General features: G+C 62.6%; 17 protein-coding genes. 5 read left to right on the top strand and 12 right to left on the bottom strand.

Annotated features, from left to right (window positions below; all coding sequences use genetic code 11):
• Window positions 1-121: 121 nt before the first annotated feature.
• From guaB to U9R80_RS05525, 3 genes are all read right to left on the bottom strand, one after another.
• Window positions 122-1,591 carry an IMP dehydrogenase gene (guaB, locus tag U9R80_RS05535; protein ID WP_301837318.1) on the bottom strand — a complete coding sequence of 490 codons (1,470 nt, stop codon included), beginning with the start codon at window positions 1,589-1,591 and terminating at the stop codon, window positions 122-124.
• An 85-nt stretch (window positions 1,592-1,676) separates the two neighbouring features.
• Window positions 1,677-2,234, bottom strand: a complete 558-nt coding sequence (locus U9R80_RS05530) for a sugar ABC transporter ATPase (RefSeq protein ID WP_301837320.1) — start codon at window positions 2,232-2,234, stop codon at window positions 1,677-1,679.
• An 18-nt stretch (window positions 2,235-2,252) separates the two neighbouring features.
• Window positions 2,253-3,035: a sulfite exporter TauE/SafE family protein gene (locus U9R80_RS05525; protein WP_301837321.1), complete on the bottom strand. Its 783-nt coding sequence runs from the start codon at window positions 3,033-3,035 to the stop codon at window positions 2,253-2,255.
• Between the two features lie 105 nt (window positions 3,036-3,140).
• Here U9R80_RS05525 and U9R80_RS05520 point away from each other — a divergent pair, with 105 nt between their 5' ends.
• From U9R80_RS05520 to leuA, 4 genes are all read left to right on the top strand, one after another.
• Entirely contained in the window at window positions 3,141-4,049 is a 909-nt protein-coding gene (locus U9R80_RS05520; RefSeq protein WP_301837322.1) for a LysR family transcriptional regulator, read from the top strand.
• A gap of 72 nt (window positions 4,050-4,121) precedes the next feature.
• Window positions 4,122-5,501 carry an exodeoxyribonuclease VII large subunit gene (gene xseA / locus U9R80_RS05515; protein WP_301837323.1) on the top strand — a complete coding sequence of 460 codons (1,380 nt, stop codon included), beginning with the start codon at window positions 4,122-4,124 and terminating at the stop codon, window positions 5,499-5,501.
• A 3-nt stretch (window positions 5,502-5,504) separates the two neighbouring features.
• Window positions 5,505-6,329, top strand: a complete 825-nt coding sequence (locus U9R80_RS05510) for a M23 family metallopeptidase (protein WP_301837324.1) — start codon at window positions 5,505-5,507, stop codon at window positions 6,327-6,329.
• Window positions 6,330-6,640: 311 nt separating this feature from the next.
• On the top strand, window positions 6,641-8,314 hold the full coding sequence (leuA, locus tag U9R80_RS05505) for a 2-isopropylmalate synthase (protein ID WP_301837325.1): 1,674 nt from the start codon (window positions 6,641-6,643) through the stop codon (window positions 8,312-8,314).
• Between the two features lie 144 nt (window positions 8,315-8,458).
• Here leuA and U9R80_RS05500 read toward each other — a convergent pair whose 3' ends face one another.
• From U9R80_RS05500 to zwf, 3 genes are read right to left on the bottom strand one after another with little or no spacing between them, the layout of a single operon-like run.
• Window positions 8,459-9,133 carry a bifunctional 4-hydroxy-2-oxoglutarate aldolase/2-dehydro-3-deoxy-phosphogluconate aldolase gene (locus U9R80_RS05500; protein WP_301837326.1) on the bottom strand — a complete coding sequence of 225 codons (675 nt, stop codon included), beginning with the start codon at window positions 9,131-9,133 and terminating at the stop codon, window positions 8,459-8,461.
• Between the two features lie 17 nt (window positions 9,134-9,150).
• Window positions 9,151-9,864: a 6-phosphogluconolactonase gene (pgl, locus tag U9R80_RS05495; protein WP_301837327.1), complete on the bottom strand. Its 714-nt coding sequence runs from the start codon at window positions 9,862-9,864 to the stop codon at window positions 9,151-9,153.
• Window positions 9,851-11,320 (bottom strand): glucose-6-phosphate dehydrogenase, encoded by a 1,470-nt coding sequence (gene zwf / locus U9R80_RS05490; protein WP_301837328.1) that lies wholly within the window; start codon window positions 11,318-11,320, stop codon window positions 9,851-9,853. Before zwf ends, pgl begins: the two co-directional genes overlap by 14 nt.
• A gap of 214 nt (window positions 11,321-11,534) precedes the next feature.
• On the opposite strand from zwf, the gene hexR reads away from it, so the two are divergent.
• Window positions 11,535-12,395 carry a DNA-binding transcriptional regulator HexR gene (gene hexR, locus U9R80_RS05485; protein ID WP_177431031.1) on the top strand — a complete coding sequence of 287 codons (861 nt, stop codon included), beginning with the start codon at window positions 11,535-11,537 and terminating at the stop codon, window positions 12,393-12,395.
• On the opposite strand, the gene U9R80_RS05480 is transcribed toward hexR, so the two are convergent.
• The 6 genes from U9R80_RS05480 to U9R80_RS05455 form a co-directional block, all read right to left on the bottom strand.
• Complete coding sequence (locus U9R80_RS05480) at window positions 12,388-13,242, bottom strand: D-hexose-6-phosphate mutarotase (protein WP_301837329.1); 855 nt, start codon at window positions 13,240-13,242, stop codon at window positions 12,388-12,390. The genes hexR and U9R80_RS05480 overlap by 8 nt on opposite strands.
• A gap of 117 nt (window positions 13,243-13,359) precedes the next feature.
• Window positions 13,360-14,706 (bottom strand): carbohydrate porin, encoded by a 1,347-nt coding sequence (locus U9R80_RS05475; protein ID WP_301837330.1) that lies wholly within the window; start codon window positions 14,704-14,706, stop codon window positions 13,360-13,362.
• Window positions 14,707-14,760: 54 nt separating this feature from the next.
• Entirely contained in the window at window positions 14,761-15,918 is a 1,158-nt protein-coding gene (locus U9R80_RS05470) for an ABC transporter ATP-binding protein (RefSeq protein ID WP_301837331.1), read from the bottom strand.
• 6 nt (window positions 15,919-15,924) lie between these two features.
• Complete coding sequence (locus U9R80_RS05465) at window positions 15,925-16,770, bottom strand: carbohydrate ABC transporter permease (RefSeq protein WP_301837332.1); 846 nt, start codon at window positions 16,768-16,770, stop codon at window positions 15,925-15,927.
• Window positions 16,763-17,671 (bottom strand): carbohydrate ABC transporter permease, encoded by a 909-nt coding sequence (locus U9R80_RS05460; protein ID WP_301837333.1) that lies wholly within the window; start codon window positions 17,669-17,671, stop codon window positions 16,763-16,765. The genes U9R80_RS05465 and U9R80_RS05460 overlap by 8 nt, the downstream gene beginning before the upstream one ends.
• An 88-nt stretch (window positions 17,672-17,759) precedes the next feature.
• On the bottom strand, window positions 17,760-19,022 hold the full coding sequence (locus U9R80_RS05455) for an ABC transporter substrate-binding protein (protein WP_301837334.1): 1,263 nt from the start codon (window positions 19,020-19,022) through the stop codon (window positions 17,760-17,762).
• Window positions 19,023-19,158 lie beyond the last annotated feature (136 nt).

Below are 19,158 nucleotides of genomic sequence, written 5' to 3'. Positions count from 1 at the left end.
AATCTCTGATGCAGCTGCACGCGTCAAGGCGCACGCTGCAAGTTGATCGGGGGGAACGCGGTAGCTGCTGTAGCGCAGCTACCGCTTGGAGCTGGAAGCTTGTAACTCGCGGCAGGAGGCGTTAGCCGACCCGGTAGTTTGGCGCTTCTTTGGTGATCTGTACGTCGTGTACGTGGGACTCGGCCATGCCGGCACCGGTGATGCGTACGAATTCAGGCTTGGTACGCATCTCTTCGATGTTGGCGCTGCCGGTGTAGCCCATCGAGGAACGCAGGCCACCCATCAGTTGGTGGATGATCGCAGTCAGGGTGCCCTTGTACGGCACACGGCCTTCGATACCTTCCGGCACCAGCTTCTCGGCACCGGCCGAGGAGTCCTGGAAGTAACGGTCCGAAGAACCCTGGGCCTGGGACATGGCGCCCAGCGAACCCATGCCGCGGTAAGCCTTGTACGAACGGCCCTGGAACAGTTCGATCTCGCCCGGTGCTTCTTCGGTACCGGCGAACATCGAGCCCATCATCACGGCTGAGGCACCGGCAACGATGGCCTTGGACAGGTCACCGGAGAAACGGATGCCACCGTCGGCGATCAGCGGGATGCCAGTGCCTTCGAGTGCTGCGGCAACATTGGCGATGGCGCTGATCTGCGGGACGCCGACACCGGCGACGATGCGGGTGGTGCAGATCGAGCCTGGGCCGATACCGACCTTGACTGCGTCAGCACCGGCTTCAGCCAGGGCCTTGGCAGCGGCGCCGGTGGCGATGTTGCCGCCGATGACCTGAACCTGCGGGAAATTCTCTTTGACCCAGCGAACGCGATCGATCACGCCTTTGGAGTGACCGTGGGCGGTGTCGACCACCACCACGTCAACACCGGCGGCAACCAGGGCCGAAACGCGGTCACTGGTGTCTTTACCGGTACCGACGGCGGCGCCGACGCGCAGACGACCCTGGTCGTCCTTGCTGGCCAGCGGGTAGGCCTTGGCTTTTTCGATGTCGTTGACGGTCATCATGCCCTTGAGGGCGAACTTGTCGTCGACGATCAGGACGCGCTCGATGCGGTGCTTGTGCAGCAGCTCGCGCGCTTCGTTCTTGTCGGCGCCTTCCTTGACCGTGACCAGACGCTCTTTAGGCGTCATCACTTCACGGACGCTGGCGTCCAGGCGGCTTTCAAAACGTACGTCGCGGGAGGTGACGATACCGACCAGGTCGCCGTTGTGCAGCACCGGAACACCGGAGATGTTGTTCTGGCGGGTCAGCTCGAAGAGGTCACGAACAGTGGCGTCGGCCTCGATGGTGATAGGGTCTTTGACCACACCGGCTTCGAACTTCTTGACCTTGCGCACTTCGGCAGCTTGCTGCTCGATGGTCATGTTCTTGTGGATGATGCCGATGCCGCCTTCCTGGGCCATGGCGATGGCCAGGCGGGCTTCGGTCACGGTATCCATGGCGGCGGAAACCAACGGAATGTTCAGCTCGATGCCACGGGTCAAACGGGTCTTGAGACTGACTTCATTGGGTAGCACCTCTGAATAACCAGGCACTAGGAGAATGTCGTCGAAGGTCAGGGCTTCTTGGCTGATACGCAGCATCGCGGGGGCTCCCGGGCGGGAAAAATGGAAGCGCGCCATTATACTCATCCAGAGCCCTTCCCTCAATGCAAAGATGGCCCTTCGGTCAGTTGCCTGTGCGCGTTACCTGCACCACAGCCACCGGCTGGTCCAGCCAGTCGGCGAAGTCGTCGAGAAAAGCCTGTTTGAAACCTGCCGCGCCCCAGTTATTGAAGATGAACCCCAGGTTGGAAAAGGCGCAGGGCTGCAGGAACAGAAAGCCGTTGATGTCGTCTTCATGGCCGCACAGCGGGCAGATGAAATTGTCGGTCTGTCCCGGCATCCATTCCTCCAGGCTTTCAAACAGCACCACGCCCACTTCCTTGCGGCATTCGGCGCAGCCGGCCTCTTCGAGAAAGCCGTCAAGCGGGGTATAGATGCAGCGCTTGGTAATGACCTCAAGACCATTGACCCGCTGACCGTACGGCAGCAGCTCCGGGCGCTCGACCACCTTGCGCGCACCGTCGGCAATCGCATACGCCATACGGTTGCCGGTACTGCCACAGGTGCTCAACTGCTCCTCGATGATTTTCTCGCGCACCAGCCAGCGCAGAATGGCCCGGGCGCGGGGCTCATGCACTGGGACGGTGGAGATCTTCGGGACAATGATGCTCTGGGTAATCATGACGGCAGCCAAACATGCTCAAAGCCGCCAGTTTACCTCACTCAGGTAGCGACCGATCAGGGCAATACCACTGCACAGCACCAGCCAGGTCACCAGGCGCACAAAGGTTTCGCGGGACATGTTCAGGGTCAGGCGGCGCGCCAGCCACAGCCCTGCCGCCATCATCGGCGCCAGCAGCAACGCCAGCAGCAACAAGGCGCCATCGGCATACACCCCGGCCAGCAGGAACAAGCCCAGGCGCACCACGGTACTGCAACTGATCAGCGCGCTCTGGGTCGCACGCGCCTGCTCGACCGACGCCACACGGGCATTGAGGTACAACGCATAAAGAAAGCCGCCACTGCCGAACAAGGCCCCGAACAACCCGCCCGCCACACCCGCCGGCACCGACCACCCGGCCGACAGGCGCTCGGGCCTGGCCTTCACCGCCAGGCTGTACAGCGCATAAGCGCTGACGAACACGCCCATCAACAACAGCAGCAACTGGGACTTGAGCCGCAACAGGAACACCACGCCCAGGCTGCAACCGAGCACCATGCAGGGCAGCAAGCGCATCAGCTCAGTGCGCACCACCGCCTTGCGCGAGGGCAGCCATTTACCGAAGGCGGCGACGAAATCCAGCAACACCAGCAGTGGAATGATTTGCGCCAGGGGCAAGAAATGAATCAGCACGGGGCCGGCAACCAGCGCCGTACCAAATCCGGCGATACCAAAAACGATGTAGGCCGCACCTGTCCCCAGCGCGATGAATACCCAGTCGAATGCACTAAATGGCAATTGCGCCAGTAAGGTCGAAAGCATGGCTGATTCAGTCCCTGATCAAGTTCAGGCCACTGTAGCCATCCACAAGCTATACCGACCAATATGCAATATCCTCAGCAGACATCTCGAAACGGCATAACTCAGATGACCTCTACCCGCCAACTGCGTTACTTCGTCGAAATCGCCGAATGCGGCAGCTTCAGCGCCGCCGCCGAGCGCCTGTACATCGCCCAGTCGGCTTTGAGCCGACAGATCAAGGAACTGGAAACGCAGCTCGACACCCTGCTGTTCGAGCGCACCGCCCGTCAGCCACGCCTGACCGCCGCGGGCCAGGCCTTCCTGCCGCGGGCGCGCACCGTGCTGAACGATCTGGAAAAGGCCGAGCGCCTGGCCCGGGAAATCGGCCAGGGCATGCGCGGCAGCCTGCGCCTGAATCACTCCAGCACCGTGCCGCTCAGTGGGCAGTTGCTTGCCAGGCTCAGCGGCTATCTGCACGACAACCCCGGCGTCAGCATGGAGATCGCCCAGCAATCTTCGGAGGAGCAGCTTGAGGCGCTGGCCGAAGGCCGCCTGGAGATTGGCCTGCTGCGCTTGCCGGTGCTGCGCCAGCACGAGGACGTATGTGTGCAGGCGCTGTTCGAGGAGCCCTTGTTGCTGGCAGTGGCGCAGGATCATCGGCTGGCCGGGGAAAGCAGCGTGCACCTGGCGCAGCTGCGTGAAGAAGCCTTTATCTCCATCCCTCACCGTCAGCGTGGCGGCTTGAGCTATCTGTCTGCGCAGCTGTGTTCGCGTGAAGGCTTCTTCCCCCGGGCTGCGCGGGTGGTGTCGCGCAAGACCACACAACTGCAGCTGATCCAGGCCGGGTTCGGGGTGGCGTTGCTCCCTCGCTGCATGCAGGACCTTGCGCCGGCGACGGTGAAGTTCGTGACGCTGGCCGATGAAGGCTGCAGCAGCACCGTGGCGCTGGCGTATCGGCGCGATGCCGGGGCGCTGGTGCAAGGATTCCTGAACTGCATGCAGGAGCGGGCTTGCCCCGCGATGCGATCTGGCTGACCGTGCCTGATCGCGGTGCAAGCCCGCTCCTGCATGCCGACACCTGCGCAACATTCCTTTATGATGCCGCCCATGATCAAAGACCCCTTCGATAGACTCGGTCTGGACCGCGAAGTCCTCACCGTCAGCCAACTCAACGGCCGCGCCCGGGTGCTGCTTGAGGACGTATTCCGCAATATCTGGGTCGAAGGCGAGATCTCCAACCTCGCCCGCCCGGCCTCCGGCCACGTCTACTTCACCCTCAAGGACAGCGGCGCCCAGGTGCGCTGCGCACTGTTCCGCCAGAATGCCGCCCGGGTGCGTCAGGCCCTGCGCGATGGCCTGGCGGTCAAGGTGCGCGGCAAGGTTTCATTGTTTGAAGGCCGCGGCGACTACCAACTGATTCTCGACACCGTCGAGCCTGCCGGTGACGGCGCGCTGCGCCTGGCCTTCGAGGCACTGAAGGAAAAGCTCGGCGCCGAGGGGCTGTTCAGTGCGGAAAACAAGGTTGCCCTGCCCGCCCATCCGCAGCGCATCGGCATCGTCAGTTCGCCCACGGGTGCGGTGATCCGCGACATCATCAGTGTGTTCCGCCGCCGCGCCCCGCAAGTCGAACTCACCCTGATCCCCACGGCCGTCCAGGGCCGCGAGGCGATCAACCAGATCGTGCGCGCCCTGCAACTGGCCGACAGCCGCGGCTTCGACGCGCTGATCCTGGCCCGTGGCGGTGGCTCGCTGGAAGACCTCTGGTGCTTCAACGAAGAAGCCGTGGCCCGGGCCATTGCCGCCTGCGTCACGCCCATCGTCAGCGCCGTGGGCCATGAAACCGATGTGTCGATCAGTGACTTTGTCGCCGACGTTCGCGCTCCCACGCCTTCAGCCGCTGCCGAACTGCTGGCCCCGGACAGCAGTGACCTGCAACGGCGCATCGACAGCCTCAAGCGTCGCCTGCTGCTGCGCATCCAGAGCCGCCTGACCCATGACCGCCTGCGCCTGGACAGCCTTACCCGACGCCTGCGTCACCCCGGTGAACGCCTGCGCCAACAGGCCCAGCGCCTGGACGACCTGGACATGCGCCTGCGCCGGGCCTTCGAGCAACGCCTGAACCAGCGCCGCGAGCGCCTGGCCCGCCTCGATACGCGCCTGGCCGCCCAGCATCCCGGGCGCACCCTGGCCTTGCTCAAGCAGCGCCTGGACAGCCTGGGCGAACGCCTGCCACGGGCCATGCGCGAGACCCTCAAGGATCGCCGCCAGCGCCTGCAGGCCCAAGTGCAGACCCTGCATGTGGTCAGCCCGCTGGCGACCCTCGGGCGCGGCTACAGCATTTTGCTCGACGAACGCGGCCAGGCCATTCGCAGCGCCGACCAGACCCGCAACGGCCAGCGCCTGACGGCGCGGCTGGGCGAAGGCGAGTTGCAGGTGCGGGTCGAAGACAATCACCTGACCCCGGTCACGCTCTCTCTACTGGATTGAACCATGCCCCGTCTGTTTGCCCCACTGTTACTGCTGTGCCTGATGTTCGTCGGCAGCGCCCAGGCCAGCTACATCACCCGCCAACTGAACAAACCCGTACCCGGTGGTGTTGCGGTCATCAAGCTCGGCCCGGCCGCCCAGGCGCCCAGTGCGCGTTTTGACGGCAAGCCGGTGCTGGTGGTCAAGGAGCAGGACAATTGGCTGGCCATCGTCGGCCTGCCCCTGACCCAGAAGCCTGGCCCGGCGCAGCTCACCCAGGGCAGGCGCACCCTGAACTTCACTGTCGGCAGCAAGAAGTACCCCGAGCAGCGCATCACCTTGAAGAACAAACGCCAGGTCAACCCGGACCCCGCCGACCTCAAGCGCATCGAAGCCGAGCTTGCCGAGCAGCTCAAGGCCTACCGCAGCTTCAGCCCGAACCTGCCGAGCAACCTGATACTCGACAAGCCGGTCAGCGGCCCGCTGTCGAGCAAGTTCGGCGTACGCCGCTTCTTCAACGGTGAAGAACGCAACCCCCACGCCGGCCTCGACTTCGCCGTGCCGGCCGGGACCCCGATCAAGACCCCGGCCAACGGCAAGGTGATCCTGGTCGGCAACTACTTCTTCAACGGCAACACCGTGTTCGTCGACCATGGCCAGGGCTTCATCAGCATGTTCTGCCACATGTCGAAGATCGACGTGAAACCAGGCCAACTGCTCAGCCGTGGCGCCGTGGTCGGCAAGGTCGGCTCCACCGGACGCGCCACCGGCCCGCACATGCACTGGAACATCAGCCTCAACGATGCACGGGTAGACCCGGCAATTTTCATCGGCGCGTTCCAACCCTGACAACTGGGTTGCGCCAATCAAAAAGACCGCGCAACTGGCGCGGTCTTTTCATTTAAAAGCAGCCATAAAATCTCGATAAATTTTGCTTTTTAAGCATTTCTCTCAATTTTTTTTCAAGACTTGTCATCTTCAACCCCACTGGTTAGGGTTGAAGCCATGAAGACTTTTCAAACCCTCATCCTGCTTCGTCAACATCGCAGCCTCTGCCTGGTCAGTGCACGACTACCAAGCTGAATCGCGTCGCCTCGCCCTTTCATCTCGATCTCACTCGGCGGGCCCCTTTCCAGGCCGCACATTCAAGGATTGCTTTCATGACCATGCTCAAAGACCCTTCGAAAAAATACAGCGCCTTCCCTACCGTCAACTTGCCTGACCGTACCTGGCCATCGAAGACCATCACCCAGGCGCCAATCTGGTGCAGCTCCGATCTGCGCGACGGTAACCAGTCGCTGATCGAGCCGATGGATGCGGTGAAGAAGCTGCGTTTCTGGAAAACCCTGGTCAGCGTCGGCGTGAAAGAAATCGAAGCTTCGTTCCCATCGGCCTCGCAAACCGACTTCGACTTCGTGCGCACCCTGATCGAAGACGGTCACATCCCTGACGACACCACCATCCAGGTGTTGACCCAGGCCCGTGAAGACCTCATCGCCCGCACCTTTGAATCCCTGCGCGGTGCCAAAAAGGCCATCGTCCACCTGTACAACGCCACCAGCCCGTCGTTCCGTCGCATTGTCTTCAACCAGGACAAACAAGGCGTGAAGGACATCGCGGTGAACGCGGCCAAACTGTTCGTCAAATACGCCGCCCAACAGCCTGAAACCCAGTGGACCTTCCAGTATTCGCCTGAAACCTTCAGCGCCACCGAACTGGAGTTCGCCAAGGAAGTCTGCGACGCCGTGATCGAGGTGTGGAACCCGACGCCTGAGCACAAGATCATCCTCAACCTGCCAGCCACCGTCGAAGTCTCGACGCCGAACATCTACGCCGACCAGATCGAGTGGTTCGGCCGTAACGTCAGCCGCCGCGACAGCGTGATCATCAGCCTGCACACCCACAACGACCGTGGCACCGGTGTAGCCGCCACCGAATTGGGCCTGATGGCCGGCGCCGACCGCGTCGAAGGCTGCCTGTTCGGCAACGGCGAACGTACCGGCAACGTCGACCTGGTGACCCTGGCGCTGAACCTCTACACCCAGGGTGTGAACCCTGAGCTGGACTTCTCCGACATCGACGGCGTGCGCAAAGTGGTCGAGGAGTGCAACCAGATTCCGGTGCACCCACGTCACCCGTATGTCGGCGACCTGGTTCACACCGCGTTCTCCGGCTCGCACCAGGACGCCATCCGCAAGGGCTTCACCCAGCAGAAAGAAGACAGCAAATGGGAAGTGCCGTACCTGCCGATTGACCCGGCCGACATCGGCCGCAGCTACGAGGCGGTGATCCGCGTCAACAGCCAGTCGGGCAAAGGCGGCATCACCTACCTGCTCGAACAGGAATACGGCATCAGCCTGCCGCGTCGCATGCAGATCGAGTTCAGCCAGGTGGTACAGGGTGAAACCGATCGCCTGGGCCTGGAGATGACTGCCCAGCAGATCTACAACTTGCTGCACCGCGAATACCTGCAAGCCAACGCCCCGTACGCGCTGGTCAGCCATCGCCTGCAGGAAGAGAACGGCAACAGCAAGGTCGAAGTGGAAGTGTCGAGCGAAGGCGAGACCACCCTGCACTGGCGCGGCAAGGGCAATGGCGCCCTCGAAGCCCTGGTCGCCGGCCTGCCGGTCGCCGTGGAGATCATGGACTACAACGAGCACGCCATCGGCGCCGGCACCAACGCCAAGGCGGCGGCCTACATCGAACTGCGAGTGGCCGGTGGCCGTGCGGTACACGGCGTGGGCATCGATGAAAACATCACCACCGCCAGCTTCAAGGCGCTGTTCAGTGCCCTGAACCGTTCCTTGAGCCAGCAGGCTGCTATCGCGGCCTGACCTTTACAAGGTGTTATCGCGGGGCAAGCCCGCTCCTACAGATGATGTAGGAGCGGGCTTGCCCCGCGATCGTTTCTGCAGGCGAAAAAAAACGGTGCGCCGACCAAGCGCACCGTAAAGCCGTGTAGCACACAACGATTCAGTTCAATCCAGCAGCGCCAATGCCTCAGCGCTGCAGGCTTCGATCTTTGCCCAGTCGCCGTTCTTGATCCAGCCACTGTCGAGCATCCAGGTCCCGCCCACGCACATCACATTGGCCAGGGCCATGTAGTTGCGCACGTTGCTCGGGTTGACCCCACCGGTCGGGCAGAAGCGCACGTCGCCAAACGGCCCGGCGAACGCCTTGATCGCCGCCACACCGCCACTGATTTCCGCCGGAAACAGCTTGAAGCGCCGATACCCCAGGGCATAGCCCATCATCAGCTCCGAGGGCGTACTGATCCCGGGGAGCAAGGGCAGTGCGCTCTGTACACCCGCCTCCAGAATGTCCGGGGTGATGCCCGGGGTGACCACAAATTGCGCGCCCGCCGCTTCGACGGCGGCGAACATCTTGCGATCGAGCACGGTACCGGCCCCCACGCACAGCTCCGGCCGCTGCTCGCGCAACACCTGGATGGCCTTGAGGCCGTGTTGCGAACGCAGGGTCACTTCCAGGGTTTTGATACCACCGGCCGCCAGGGCGTCCGCCAAGGGCAGGATGTCTGCCTCGCGGGCGATCGTGATCACCGGGAGGATGCGCGCCTGGGTGCAGATCTGATCGATCCGGGCAATTTTGTCGGCCATGGAGTCTCCCGGCTGTTTCAATTCAAGCGTGGTCATGACGGCAGGTCCTTGGCTCATGGGCACCAGTAAATTTCCAGAGGGTCTTGTAAAAAAGCACGTATCGGCATTTCGGCCAGGTCAGTGCCGCCCAGCGCGGCGCGCAGGGTAGCGAGTTTGCCCGGGCCTTGCACGGACAGTGCCGTGAACCCGGCACGGGCAAGCAGCGAGCGGGTCATGCTCAGGCGCTGATGCGGCACGCTCGGCGCCAGCATCGGCAGGCAGCGACGCGTGCCCTGCAGGTCCAGGCCTTCGCTCAGGTTGGGGCTGTCTGGAAACAGCGAGGCGGTATGGCCGTCGTCGCCCATGCCCAGCACCAGCACGTCGATACCCGGCAACTCGGCCAGGGCCTGATCGGCTTCCAGCGCCGCCGCTTCAAGGCTGGCAGCAGCCCGGTAAAGGCTGAGGAAGCGGGCCTTGGCCACATTGCCAACCAACAGATGGCGCTTGAGCAGGCCGGCATTGCTGTCGGCATGCTCGACGGGCACCCAGCGCTCGTCGGCCAGCGTGATCAGCACCTTGGACCACTCCAGCGGTTGCTTGCCCAGCGCCTCGAAGAAGGCCACCGGGCTACGCCCGCCGGACACCACGAGCGTCGCCTCACCCTTGCGGGCAATGGCTGCACGCAGCTGCTCGGCAACGTCCTTGGCAAGCCCTGCGGCCAGCGCTGGCGCCGCGTTGAATTCATGTGCCGTCACAGTTGCCGGCAGCTTCAGTTCAGATATCGCCATACCACGACCTCCCATCACGGGTAATCAATGCAATCGAGCTCATCGGCCCCCAGGAGCCGGCGGCATAGGGCTTGGGCGCATCGCCAGCGGTTTTCCAGCCAGCGATCAGCTGATCGCACCACTTCCACGCGTATTCGATTTCATCCTTGCGCACAAACAGGTTCTGGTTGCCACGCATCACTTCGAGCAACAGGCGCTCGTAGGCATCGGGGATCCGTGCGCTGCGCCAGGTGTCGGAAAAATTCAGCTGCAAGGGCCCGCTGCGCAGTTGCATGCCTTTATTCAGGCCCTGCTCCTTGGTCATCACCCGCAGGGAGATCCCCTCGTCCGGCTGCAGGCGGATGATCAGCTTGTTACCGATCTGCAAACGCTGTTCCGGGGCGAAGATGTAGTGCGGTGTTTCCTTGAAATGGATAACGATCTGCGACAGCTTCTGCGGCATGCGCTTGCCGGTACGCAGGTAGAACGGCACACCAGCCCAGCGCCAGTTGCGGATATCGGCACGCAGGGCGACGAACGTCTCGGTGTCGCTCTGGGCGTTGGCGTTGTCTTCCTCCAGGTAGCCGGGCACCGGCTTGCCTTCGCTGTAGCCGGCAATGTACTGGCCGCGCACCACCCGGGTGCTCAAGCCTTCACCCGTGATCGGCGCCAGGGCCTTGAGGACCTTGACCTTCTCGTTGCGGATGCTGTCGGCAGACAGGTCGCTGGGCGGGTCCATCGCGATCAGGCACAACAGCTGCAGCAGGTGGTTCTGGATCATGTCGCGCAGCTGCCCGGCCTTGTCGAAATAGCCCCAGCGCCCCTCGATACCGACCTTCTCGGCCACGGTGATTTCCACGTGGGAGATGGAGTTCTGGTTCCACTGGGTTTCAAACAGGCTGTTGGCAAAACGCAGGGCGATCAGGTTCTGCACCGTCTCCTTGCCCAGGTAATGGTCGATGCGATAAACGCGATTCTCGGGGAAGTACTGGGCAACGGCATCGTTGACCCGGCGCGACGACTCGAGGTCATGACCGATGGGCTTCTCCAGCACCACACGGGTGCGGGCAGTGAGGCCAGCCTTGTCGAGGTTTTCGCAAATGCCGCCATACACCGCCGCAGGCGTTGCGAAGTAGGCAATCAACTGGCTGTCGGCGCCGACCTGTTCGGCCAGCACCTGGTAATCCTCGGCCTTGAGAAAATCCACATGCACATAGCTCAGGCGCGCCAGAAAACGCTGCAGCACGGGAAACTCGATCTCCCCGGTTGGCACGAATTCCTTCAGGTGCGCCTCGATCGAGGCCAAGTGCTGCTCAGCGCTGCCTGGCTCGCGGGCCAGGGCCAGCACGCGAGTGTCGGCGTGCAGCAAGTCGGCGCAGTCGAGCTGGTAAAGCGCCGGAAACAGCTTGCGCAAGGCCAGGTCGCCCAGGGCGCCAAACAGGGCAAAGGTGCAAGGTTCAACGCTGATCGCAGCCATGATGTATGTTCTTTTATCAAGTTGACGTAGAAATACCGTTTCCAACCCCAGTTTTCAAGGGGTAATGTAGTAAAAACCACAACATTTTGCCCGGTGGACAGATTCAAGTGGTGTGCCTTCCATGCCATCAGTACGATAGGCCACCGTGTCAAAAGCCCGCTGGCATCGCCAGCCGGCTGCCTCATCGACCCAAGGACATATACCCATGGACCGTGTGCGAAACCTCCTGGAACAGATCCAGGGCCGCCTCGAAGAACTGAACAAGGCCGAACGCAAAGTCGCCGAAGTCATCCTGCTCAACCCCCAGCAAGCCACCCGCTTCAGCATTGCCGCACTGGCCCAGGCCGCCAAGGTCAGCGAGCCGACCGTCAACCGCTTCTGCCGTTCGTTCGGCGTCAGCGGCTACCCCGAGCTCAAATTGCAACTGGCGCAAAGCCTGGCCAGTGGCGCCGCCTATGTCAGCCGGGCGGTGGAAGCCGACGACGATCCGGCGTCCTACACCCAGAAGATCTTCGGCAGCGCCATCGCCTCGTTGGACAGCGCCTGCCAGCAACTCGATCCGCAGTTGATCAGCCGTGCCGTCGACATGCTGATCCAGGCCCGCCAGATCCACTTCTTCGGTCTCGGCGCCTCGGCCCCGGTGGCCCTGGATGCCCAGCACAAGTTCTTCCGCTTCAACCTCGCCGTCTCGGCCCACGCTGACGTACTGATGCAGCGCATGCTGGCCTCGGTCGCCCACACCGGCGAGCTGTTCGTGATCATCTCCTACACCGGCCGTACCCGCGAACTGGTGGAAGTCGCCCGCCTGGCCCGGGAAAACGGCGCCTCGGTACTCGGCCTGACCGCTGCCGACTCGCCCCTGGCCAAAGCCTGCAGCCTGAGCCTGAACATTCCCCTGCCCGAAGACACCGACATCTATATGCCGATGACCTCGCGCATCATCCAGCTGACCGTGCTCGACGTACTGGCCACCGGCATGACCCTGCGCCGTGGCGTGGACTTCCAGCCGCACCTGCGCAAGATCAAGGAAAGCCTCAACGCCAGCCGCTACCCGATCGACGACGAACTCAACTGAGCAGGTGCGCCTGCAACCGCAGGTGTGCCTGTTCGCCAGGCGCCAGGCTGAGACTGTCACTGCTGCCACTGGCCGCCTCGACACAGACGAACCCCAAAGTTTCACTGCCACTGACGCCCATCAAGGGCCGACTGCCCGGATGCCAGACCACCGTGTCGTCGCTGTCGCCGGTGTCGATACACAACTGACGCTGCCATGCCGGGTCGTGCAGTTGCACAGTGGCCGCATTGGGGAACACCCGCTGACAGCCGCCGTGGACCTTCAACGCGCCTTTCTGGCGACAGGCCTGACGGTTCAAACGGTCGTAACCCTCAATATTCTCTAGCCCAGATAGCGCTATCTCAGAAACGTCACTAATACGCCAGTAAGCCAGCAGAGCATGACTCAACTGACAAGGTTGGCTGTCTTGATGTTCGGTGCTGAGCTGTAGCTCCATGCGCTGCCCCAGGCGCGCCGAGAGGTCGACCTGCCAGTCCCATAGCTGCAGGCGCCATTTGAGGCTCACGCCTTCCTCGTCTTCGCTGCTGTCGATCAGTTTCCAGTCCAGCAGGCGTGCCCAACCGTGGGCTGGCCACATGTCTTCGCTGGGGTGGCGACCATACCAGGGCCAGCACACCGGCACGCCGCCGCGAATGGCGCCGACCTGAGGCCACTGCGCCGCACACCAGAGCCACGGGCGCTCGCCTATCGGCTGAAAGTGCAACAACTGCGCGCCCTGGCGACTGAAGGCCGCCTGGCACCGGGGATGATCGATGATCAGCACGTCGCGCTGCTGATAACGCTCCCACTCGAAGGTCGGCCTGGGCCGTTGCGAGGTGAAGAAGCGATGGAGCGGGTGCTCGGGCATAGCGTGGAAACTCTTGTTGTTAGTGAGGGCCTTTCGCGGGGCAAGCCCGCTCCTACGGTAGGAGCGGGCTTGCCCCGCGAAAAATCGCAATATGGCGTAAATTTACAACATATTGCCTCAGAACGACGACTGAATCTTCAACCCAGCGACCAGCGCGTTGTCCACCTCATCCACGCCACCGGGGCGTTTGACGTATTGAAGGTTCGGCCGCACGGTCAGCCAGTTGGTCACATGGAAGCCGTAATAGAGCTCGGCGTTGTATTCGGTTTCCTGGATCGGGACAAAATTGGGGTTGTCGTAGTCGCTGATGCCGCTCTGCTGATTGAGCAGTTCGGCCCGGTCCTTGACGTCGTCATTGACATGAATCCGCGCCACGCCAAAGCCGATGTCATCCTTGGGCCGCGAATCGAACGCGCCTTTGTAGACCATGCCCACCTGCTGGTAGTTGTCGACCACGTTGGTGGCCTTGTCGTGCACGGTGAAGTTGGCAAACAGGCTCAGGCCACGGCTGGCGTCGCCGTTGTGCGCGGTGACCTGCTGCTGGGCCACCACCCACCAGCCGTGCTTGCTGGAATGGGTCTTGAAGTCGTTGCCGGTAATGGCCTGGGGCTGGCCGTTGACATCGTCGAACACATCATCGGCCTTGGCGGTGCTGTAGTAGTAGCCCAGGCGGTACTCGCCCGGCAGCTCATTGACCTTGGGCGACCACACCAGCTCCACCGGCAGGATCATGCCCTTGGTACCGCTGCCGCTGAGCTTGAAGCCGTTGCCGGTCTCGAGGTTGGAAGGGTTCTGCTCGTACACGCCGACCTGGGCGAAGAACTCGGGGGTGATGTTGTATTTGACCCGCAGCGCCCATTGGCTCACCGGCCAGTTGTACCAGATGCCGCCCACCCAGTTGCCCACCTGGGAGCCACAGAAGGCCAGGTTCTGGAAGTCGCAGGGAAAGCTGTTGAAGTCTTCGCCCTCGCCGAAGCGGCCGAATTTGACGTCCAGGGCGCCATCGAAGTACTGCTGCTTGATCCACATCTGGGTCAGGCGCCAGGTCTGGCCGCGCCCCCACACCTCCTGCACCGAACTGAACTGGCCAGCACGCGGGTCGCTGATGCGGTCGTTGGAGAGGTTGCGCCCGCTGCGCTCGGTGATCGCCAGCTTGAACTCGGCGTCATGCCAGCCAAGGATCTTCTCCAGGTCCAGGTGCGCCCCCAGCGCGAACTGGTCGCTGTAGCGCGCAGTCTTGTCATCGTTGTAGCCCCCATCGAGGTTGCCGGCCACTTCACCGACGTAGTCCAGGGTGAAGTCGTAGCCCTGCTCCAGCAGCTGGGTTCGCGTACCGCCCCAGTCGCCACTCATCCATTTCGACTCAGGTGCAAAGGCGCCGGCAGCATGGGCCCCGGCGCTTGCACCCAGGGCTGCCAGCAGGGTCAGCGAGCCCAGCGGCACGATGTGCTTGAAGTGATCCATCCCTTGTTTCCTCGTTTTATTGTTATCGATGGGTTTGTACGACTTACAACGAATTCAGCGGCCCTTGAAGCGGGCCACGTTGTCTTTGCCTGCCTGCTGCGGCTCGGCCTGCACCCCCAGGCGCTCGCCCGTGGCGGCATCGAACAGCAGCACCCGCGCCGGATCGAACTGCAGGGTCAGGGTGTCACCGACCCGGGTCGGTACATCCGGCGCCAAGCGGCAACACACCTTGGTCTGGTTGAGGGTGACGAACACCAGCAGATCGGGACCGGTCGGCTCGGTGATCTGCACCTCGGCACGGATGCTCGGCAGGCCATTGGCCTGGGCCGGCGCCAGCACGATCTGTTCGGGGCGAATGCCAAGGATCACGTCACGCTCCTCAAGGCCCGCATCACTGATCCCCAAGGGTAGTTCGCACCGGGCCTGGCCACTGTCGAGCAGTGCCTGCAAGCGGCCGTCCTTGCGCTGCAAACGCGAGGGAATGAAGTTCATGGGGGGCGAGCCGATGAAGCTTGCGACAAACAGATTGGCCGGATCGTTGTAGATCTGTTGCGGCGTTCCGAACTGCTGGATCAGGCCGTCCTTCATCACCGCCACCTTGTCACCCAGGGTCATGGCTTCGATCTGGTCGTGGGTGACATACACCGTGGTGGTCTTCAGGCGCTGGTGCATCAGTTTGATTTCGGTGCGCATCTCCACCCGCAACTTGGCGTCGAGGTTGGACAGCGGTTCGTCGAACAGGTAAATCTTCGGCCGCCGCGCCAGCGCCCGCCCCATCGCCACCCGCTGTTGCTGGCCGCCGGAAAGCTGGCCGGGCTTGCGCGTCAGCAGGTGCTCGATCTGCAGCAGCTTGGCCACCCGCGCCACCTCTTCGTCGATGGCCGCCGCCGGCATCTTGCGCATCTTCAGGCCGAAGGCGATGTTGTCGCGCACATTCATGGTCGGGTACAGCGCATACGACTGGAACACCATGGCAATGTCGCGATCCTTGGGGCTCATGCCGCTGATGTCGGCGTCGTCCACCAGGATCGCCCCGCCGGTGATCTGTTCGAGCCCGGCGATGCAGTTCATCAGGGTCGATTTACCGCAGCCCGAAGGCCCGACCAGAATCAGAAACTCCCCCGAGTCGATCGACAGGTCGATGTGCTTCAAGGTATCCGGCAGACCGCTGCCGTAGGTCTTGTTGACGTTGCGCAGTTCAAGCGTTGCCATAGTGATTCACCCCTTGACCGCGCCGGCCGTGAGCCCGCGCAGGAAATACTTGCCAGCCAGCACATAGACCAACAGGGTCGGTAACCCGGCGATCATCGCCGCCGCCATGTCGACGTTGTATTCCTTGACCCCGGTGCTGGTATTGACCAGGTTGTTCAGGGCCACGGTGATCGGCTGGGCGTCGCCACTGGCGAAGACCACACCGAAGAGAAAGTCGTTCCAGATCTGGGTGAACTGCCAGATCAGGCAGACCATGATGATCGGCACCGACATCGGCAGCAGGATGCGCCCGAAGATGGTGAAGAACCCCGCCCCATCCAGTCGCGCCGCCCGTACCAGGGCGTCCGGAACGCTGCAGTAGTAGTTGCGAAAAAACAGCGTGGTAAAGGCCAGGCCATAGACGATGTGTACCAGCACCAAGCCGGTGGTGGTGCTGGCCAGCCCCAGCTTGCCGAGGGTGAACGAGGCCGGCAGCAACACGGTCTGGAACGGCAGGAAGCAGCCGAACAACAACAGCCCGAAGAACAGTTGCGAGCCGCGAAAACGCCACATCGACAGCACATAGCCATTCAAGGCGCCCAGCAGGGTCGAGATCACCACCGCCGGCACGGTGATCTTCACCGAGTTCCAGAAGTACCCACCGACGATGTCCCAGGCCTTGATCCAGCCAATCCCGGTGATCACCTCGGGCCAGCTCAGCAAGTTGCCGGTGCGGATGTCGTCGGGCGACTTGAAGCTGGTCAGCAACATCACGATCAGCGGAATCAGGTACAGCGCGCAGGCCAGCAGCAGCGTCGAGTAGATCGCCAGGCGGCTGAAGGAAAAAGAGCGGGGAGCCAGGGATCTAGTCATGGCGCTTGTTCCTCAGTTCCGAATACAGGTAAGGCACCAGGATCGACAGGATCGCGCCGAGCATCAGGATCGCACTGGCCGAGCCCATGCCCATCTGCCCACGGCTGAAGGTGAAGGCGTACATGAACATCGCCGGCAGGTCCGAGGCATAGCCCGGGCCGCCTGCGGTCATGGCCGCGACCAGGTCGAAACTCTTGATGGCGATATGCGCAAGGATCATCAGCGCGCTGAAAAACACCGGGCGAAGACTCGGCAACACAATGCGCAGGTAGATGCTCGGCAGGCTTGCACCATCGACCTGCGCAGCGCGGAGAATGGATTGATCGACACTGCGCAGCCCCGCCAGGAACAGCGCCATGACAAAGCCCGAGGCCTGCCACACCGCAGCGATCACCAGGCAGTAGACGACCCGGTCCGGGTCCACCAGCCAGTCCAGGCGAAAGCCCTCCCAGCCCCAATCGCGCAGCATCTTGTCCAGGCCCAGGCCTGGATTGAGCAGCCACTTCCAGGCGGTGCCGGTGACGATCATCGACAGTGCCATCGGGTACAGGTAGACGGTGCGAATGAAACCTTCGCGGCGGATGCGCTGGTCGAGCAGCACCGCGAGCAGCACGCCGATTGCCAGGCTGATAGCGATGAACAGGCCGCCGAACACCAGCAGGTTCTTGCTCGCCACCCACCAGCGGTCGTTCTCCATCAGCCGGGCATACTGGGCCAGGCCGACCCACTTGTAGCTGGGCATGAAGCTTGAGTTGGTGAACGACAGGATGAAGGTCCAGAGGATGTAGCCGTAGAAGCCCACCAGGACGATCAGCATGCTCGGCGCCAGCACCAGTTTAGGCAGCCAGCGTTGCAGGGCGTCGAAGGGCGAGGCCTTGTTGAGGGTGGCAACAGTGCTCATTGGGGGTATCTCTGTGAGGGGTTTCGCGGGGCAAGCCCGCTCCTACAGGGGAATGTGGGAGCGGGCTCGCCCCGCGATCAGGCCAGTGTCACTTGGCCGACTTGATCGCCGAATTCAGCTGCTTGACCGCCGTTGCGGGGTCGGCTTTCGGGTCATTGAGGAAGTTGGTCACCACATCGAAGATCGCCCCCTGCACCGCCAGGGACGTCGCCATGTTGTGGGCCATGCTCGGCTGCAGGCCATCGCCCTTCTCGGCCTCCTTGAAGTCCTTCGCCGACTTCTGGGTACAGGCATCGAACTGGCTCATGTCCATGTCCTGGCGTACCGGCAGCGAGCCCTTGTTCTGGTTGAACACGGTCTGGAACTGCGGCTCCAGCGCGACCTTGGCCAGGTCGTTCTGGGCCTTGATGTCGTTCTCGTTCTTGAGCTTGAACATTGCCAGGGAGTCGATGTTGTAGGCAAAACTGCCCTGGGTGCCGGGGAAGGCCACGCATTCGTAGTCCTTGCCCGCCACCTTGCCGGCAGCGGTCCATTCGCTCTTGGCCCAGTCGCCCATGATCTGCATGCCGGCCTTGCCGCTGATGACCTCGGCGGCGGCGATGTTCCAGTCACGCCCGGCACGGTTGGGGTCCATGTAGGTCCCCAGGCGCTGCAAGGTCTTGAACACCTCGACCATCTGCGCGCCGGTCAGGGTGCTTTCGTCCAGGTCGACGAAGGCGGCGTGATAGCCCTTGGGCCCCAGGATGCTCAAGGCCAGGTCCTCGAACACGGTGCTGTCCTGCCAGGGTTGCCCGCCATGGGCCAGGGGAATGAAACCTGCGGCCTTGAGCTTGTCGGCGGCGGCGAAAAGCTCGTCCAGGGTAGTGGGTACCTTGGCACCGGCTTTTTCAAACACCTGGGGGTTGATCCATAGCCAGTTGACGCGGTGGATGTTCACCGGCACGGCCACGTAGTGACCGTCGTACTTCATGATATCGGCCACTTTCGCGGGCAGCAGTGCATCCCAGTGGTTGGCCTTGGACACGTCATCGAGCTCGGTCAGCAAGCCCAGCGCGCCCCACTCCTGGATATCCGGGCCTTTGATCTGTGCGGCGGCCGGTGGGTTGCCGGAGATGGCGCGGGTCTTGAGCACGGTCATGGCCGCGGCACCACCGCCGCCGGCCACGGCGTTGTCCTTCCAGACGAAGCCGTCTTTCTGCACCTGCGCCTTGAGCGTTTCGACGGCTTTGGCTTCGCCACCGGAGGTCCACCAGTGCAGCACCTCGACCGTACCGGCATCGGCGGCAATAGCGCTCAGGGGCAACAAGGAGGCAAGGGAAATGACAGCGGCGAGACGATTGATCGCATTCATTGAAGACAAACCTTTTCTTGTTGTTATGCAGGTGCAAGTCATGTTGCTTGCGCTTGCATCGGAGTCTAAACAGAGGTCGACCGAGGGGACGTAACGAAGGGATGCGCGAATGTCACCAGTTGGTGACATTCGCTTT

This window comes from Pseudomonas sp. JQ170C (assembly GCF_035581345.1).
Classification (GTDB): domain Bacteria; phylum Pseudomonadota; class Gammaproteobacteria; order Pseudomonadales; family Pseudomonadaceae; genus Aquipseudomonas.
Note: the sequence above shows the minus strand (reverse complement) of the source record. Positions and strands in the feature narration are given on the sequence as shown.

Excerpts from the sequence above, each read along its gene's own strand:
- U9R80_RS05525 (WP_301837321.1), bottom strand. The coding sequence starts at position 3,035 with ATGCTTTCGACCTTACTGGCGCAATTGCCATTTAGTGCATTCGACTGG.
- zwf (WP_301837328.1), bottom strand. The coding sequence starts at position 11,320 with ATGGCTGCGATCAGCGTTGAACCTTGCACCTTTGCCCTGTTTGGCGCC.
- U9R80_RS05520 (WP_301837322.1), top strand. The coding sequence starts at position 3,141 with ATGACCTCTACCCGCCAACTGCGTTACTTCGTCGAAATCGCCGAATGC.
- U9R80_RS05500 (WP_301837326.1), bottom strand. The coding sequence starts at position 9,133 with ATGACCACGCTTGAATTGAAACAGCCGGGAGACTCCATGGCCGACAAA.
- U9R80_RS05465 (WP_301837332.1), bottom strand. The coding sequence starts at position 16,770 with ATGACTAGATCCCTGGCTCCCCGCTCTTTTTCCTTCAGCCGCCTGGCG.
- U9R80_RS05530 (WP_301837320.1), bottom strand. The coding sequence starts at position 2,234 with ATGATTACCCAGAGCATCATTGTCCCGAAGATCTCCACCGTCCCAGTG.
- U9R80_RS05455 (WP_301837334.1), bottom strand. The coding sequence starts at position 19,022 with ATGAATGCGATCAATCGTCTCGCCGCTGTCATTTCCCTTGCCTCCTTG.
- guaB (WP_301837318.1), bottom strand. The coding sequence starts at position 1,591 with ATGCTGCGTATCAGCCAAGAAGCCCTGACCTTCGACGACATTCTCCTA.
- xseA (WP_301837323.1), top strand. The coding sequence starts at position 4,122 with ATGATCAAAGACCCCTTCGATAGACTCGGTCTGGACCGCGAAGTCCTC.
- leuA (WP_301837325.1), top strand. The coding sequence starts at position 6,641 with ATGACCATGCTCAAAGACCCTTCGAAAAAATACAGCGCCTTCCCTACC.
- U9R80_RS05510 (WP_301837324.1), top strand. The coding sequence starts at position 5,505 with ATGCCCCGTCTGTTTGCCCCACTGTTACTGCTGTGCCTGATGTTCGTC.
- U9R80_RS05475 (WP_301837330.1), bottom strand. The coding sequence starts at position 14,706 with ATGGATCACTTCAAGCACATCGTGCCGCTGGGCTCGCTGACCCTGCTG.
- pgl (WP_301837327.1), bottom strand. The coding sequence starts at position 9,864 with ATGGCGATATCTGAACTGAAGCTGCCGGCAACTGTGACGGCACATGAA.
- U9R80_RS05480 (WP_301837329.1), bottom strand. The coding sequence starts at position 13,242 with ATGCCCGAGCACCCGCTCCATCGCTTCTTCACCTCGCAACGGCCCAGG.
- U9R80_RS05460 (WP_301837333.1), bottom strand. The coding sequence starts at position 17,671 with ATGAGCACTGTTGCCACCCTCAACAAGGCCTCGCCCTTCGACGCCCTG.
- U9R80_RS05470 (WP_301837331.1), bottom strand. The coding sequence starts at position 15,918 with ATGGCAACGCTTGAACTGCGCAACGTCAACAAGACCTACGGCAGCGGT.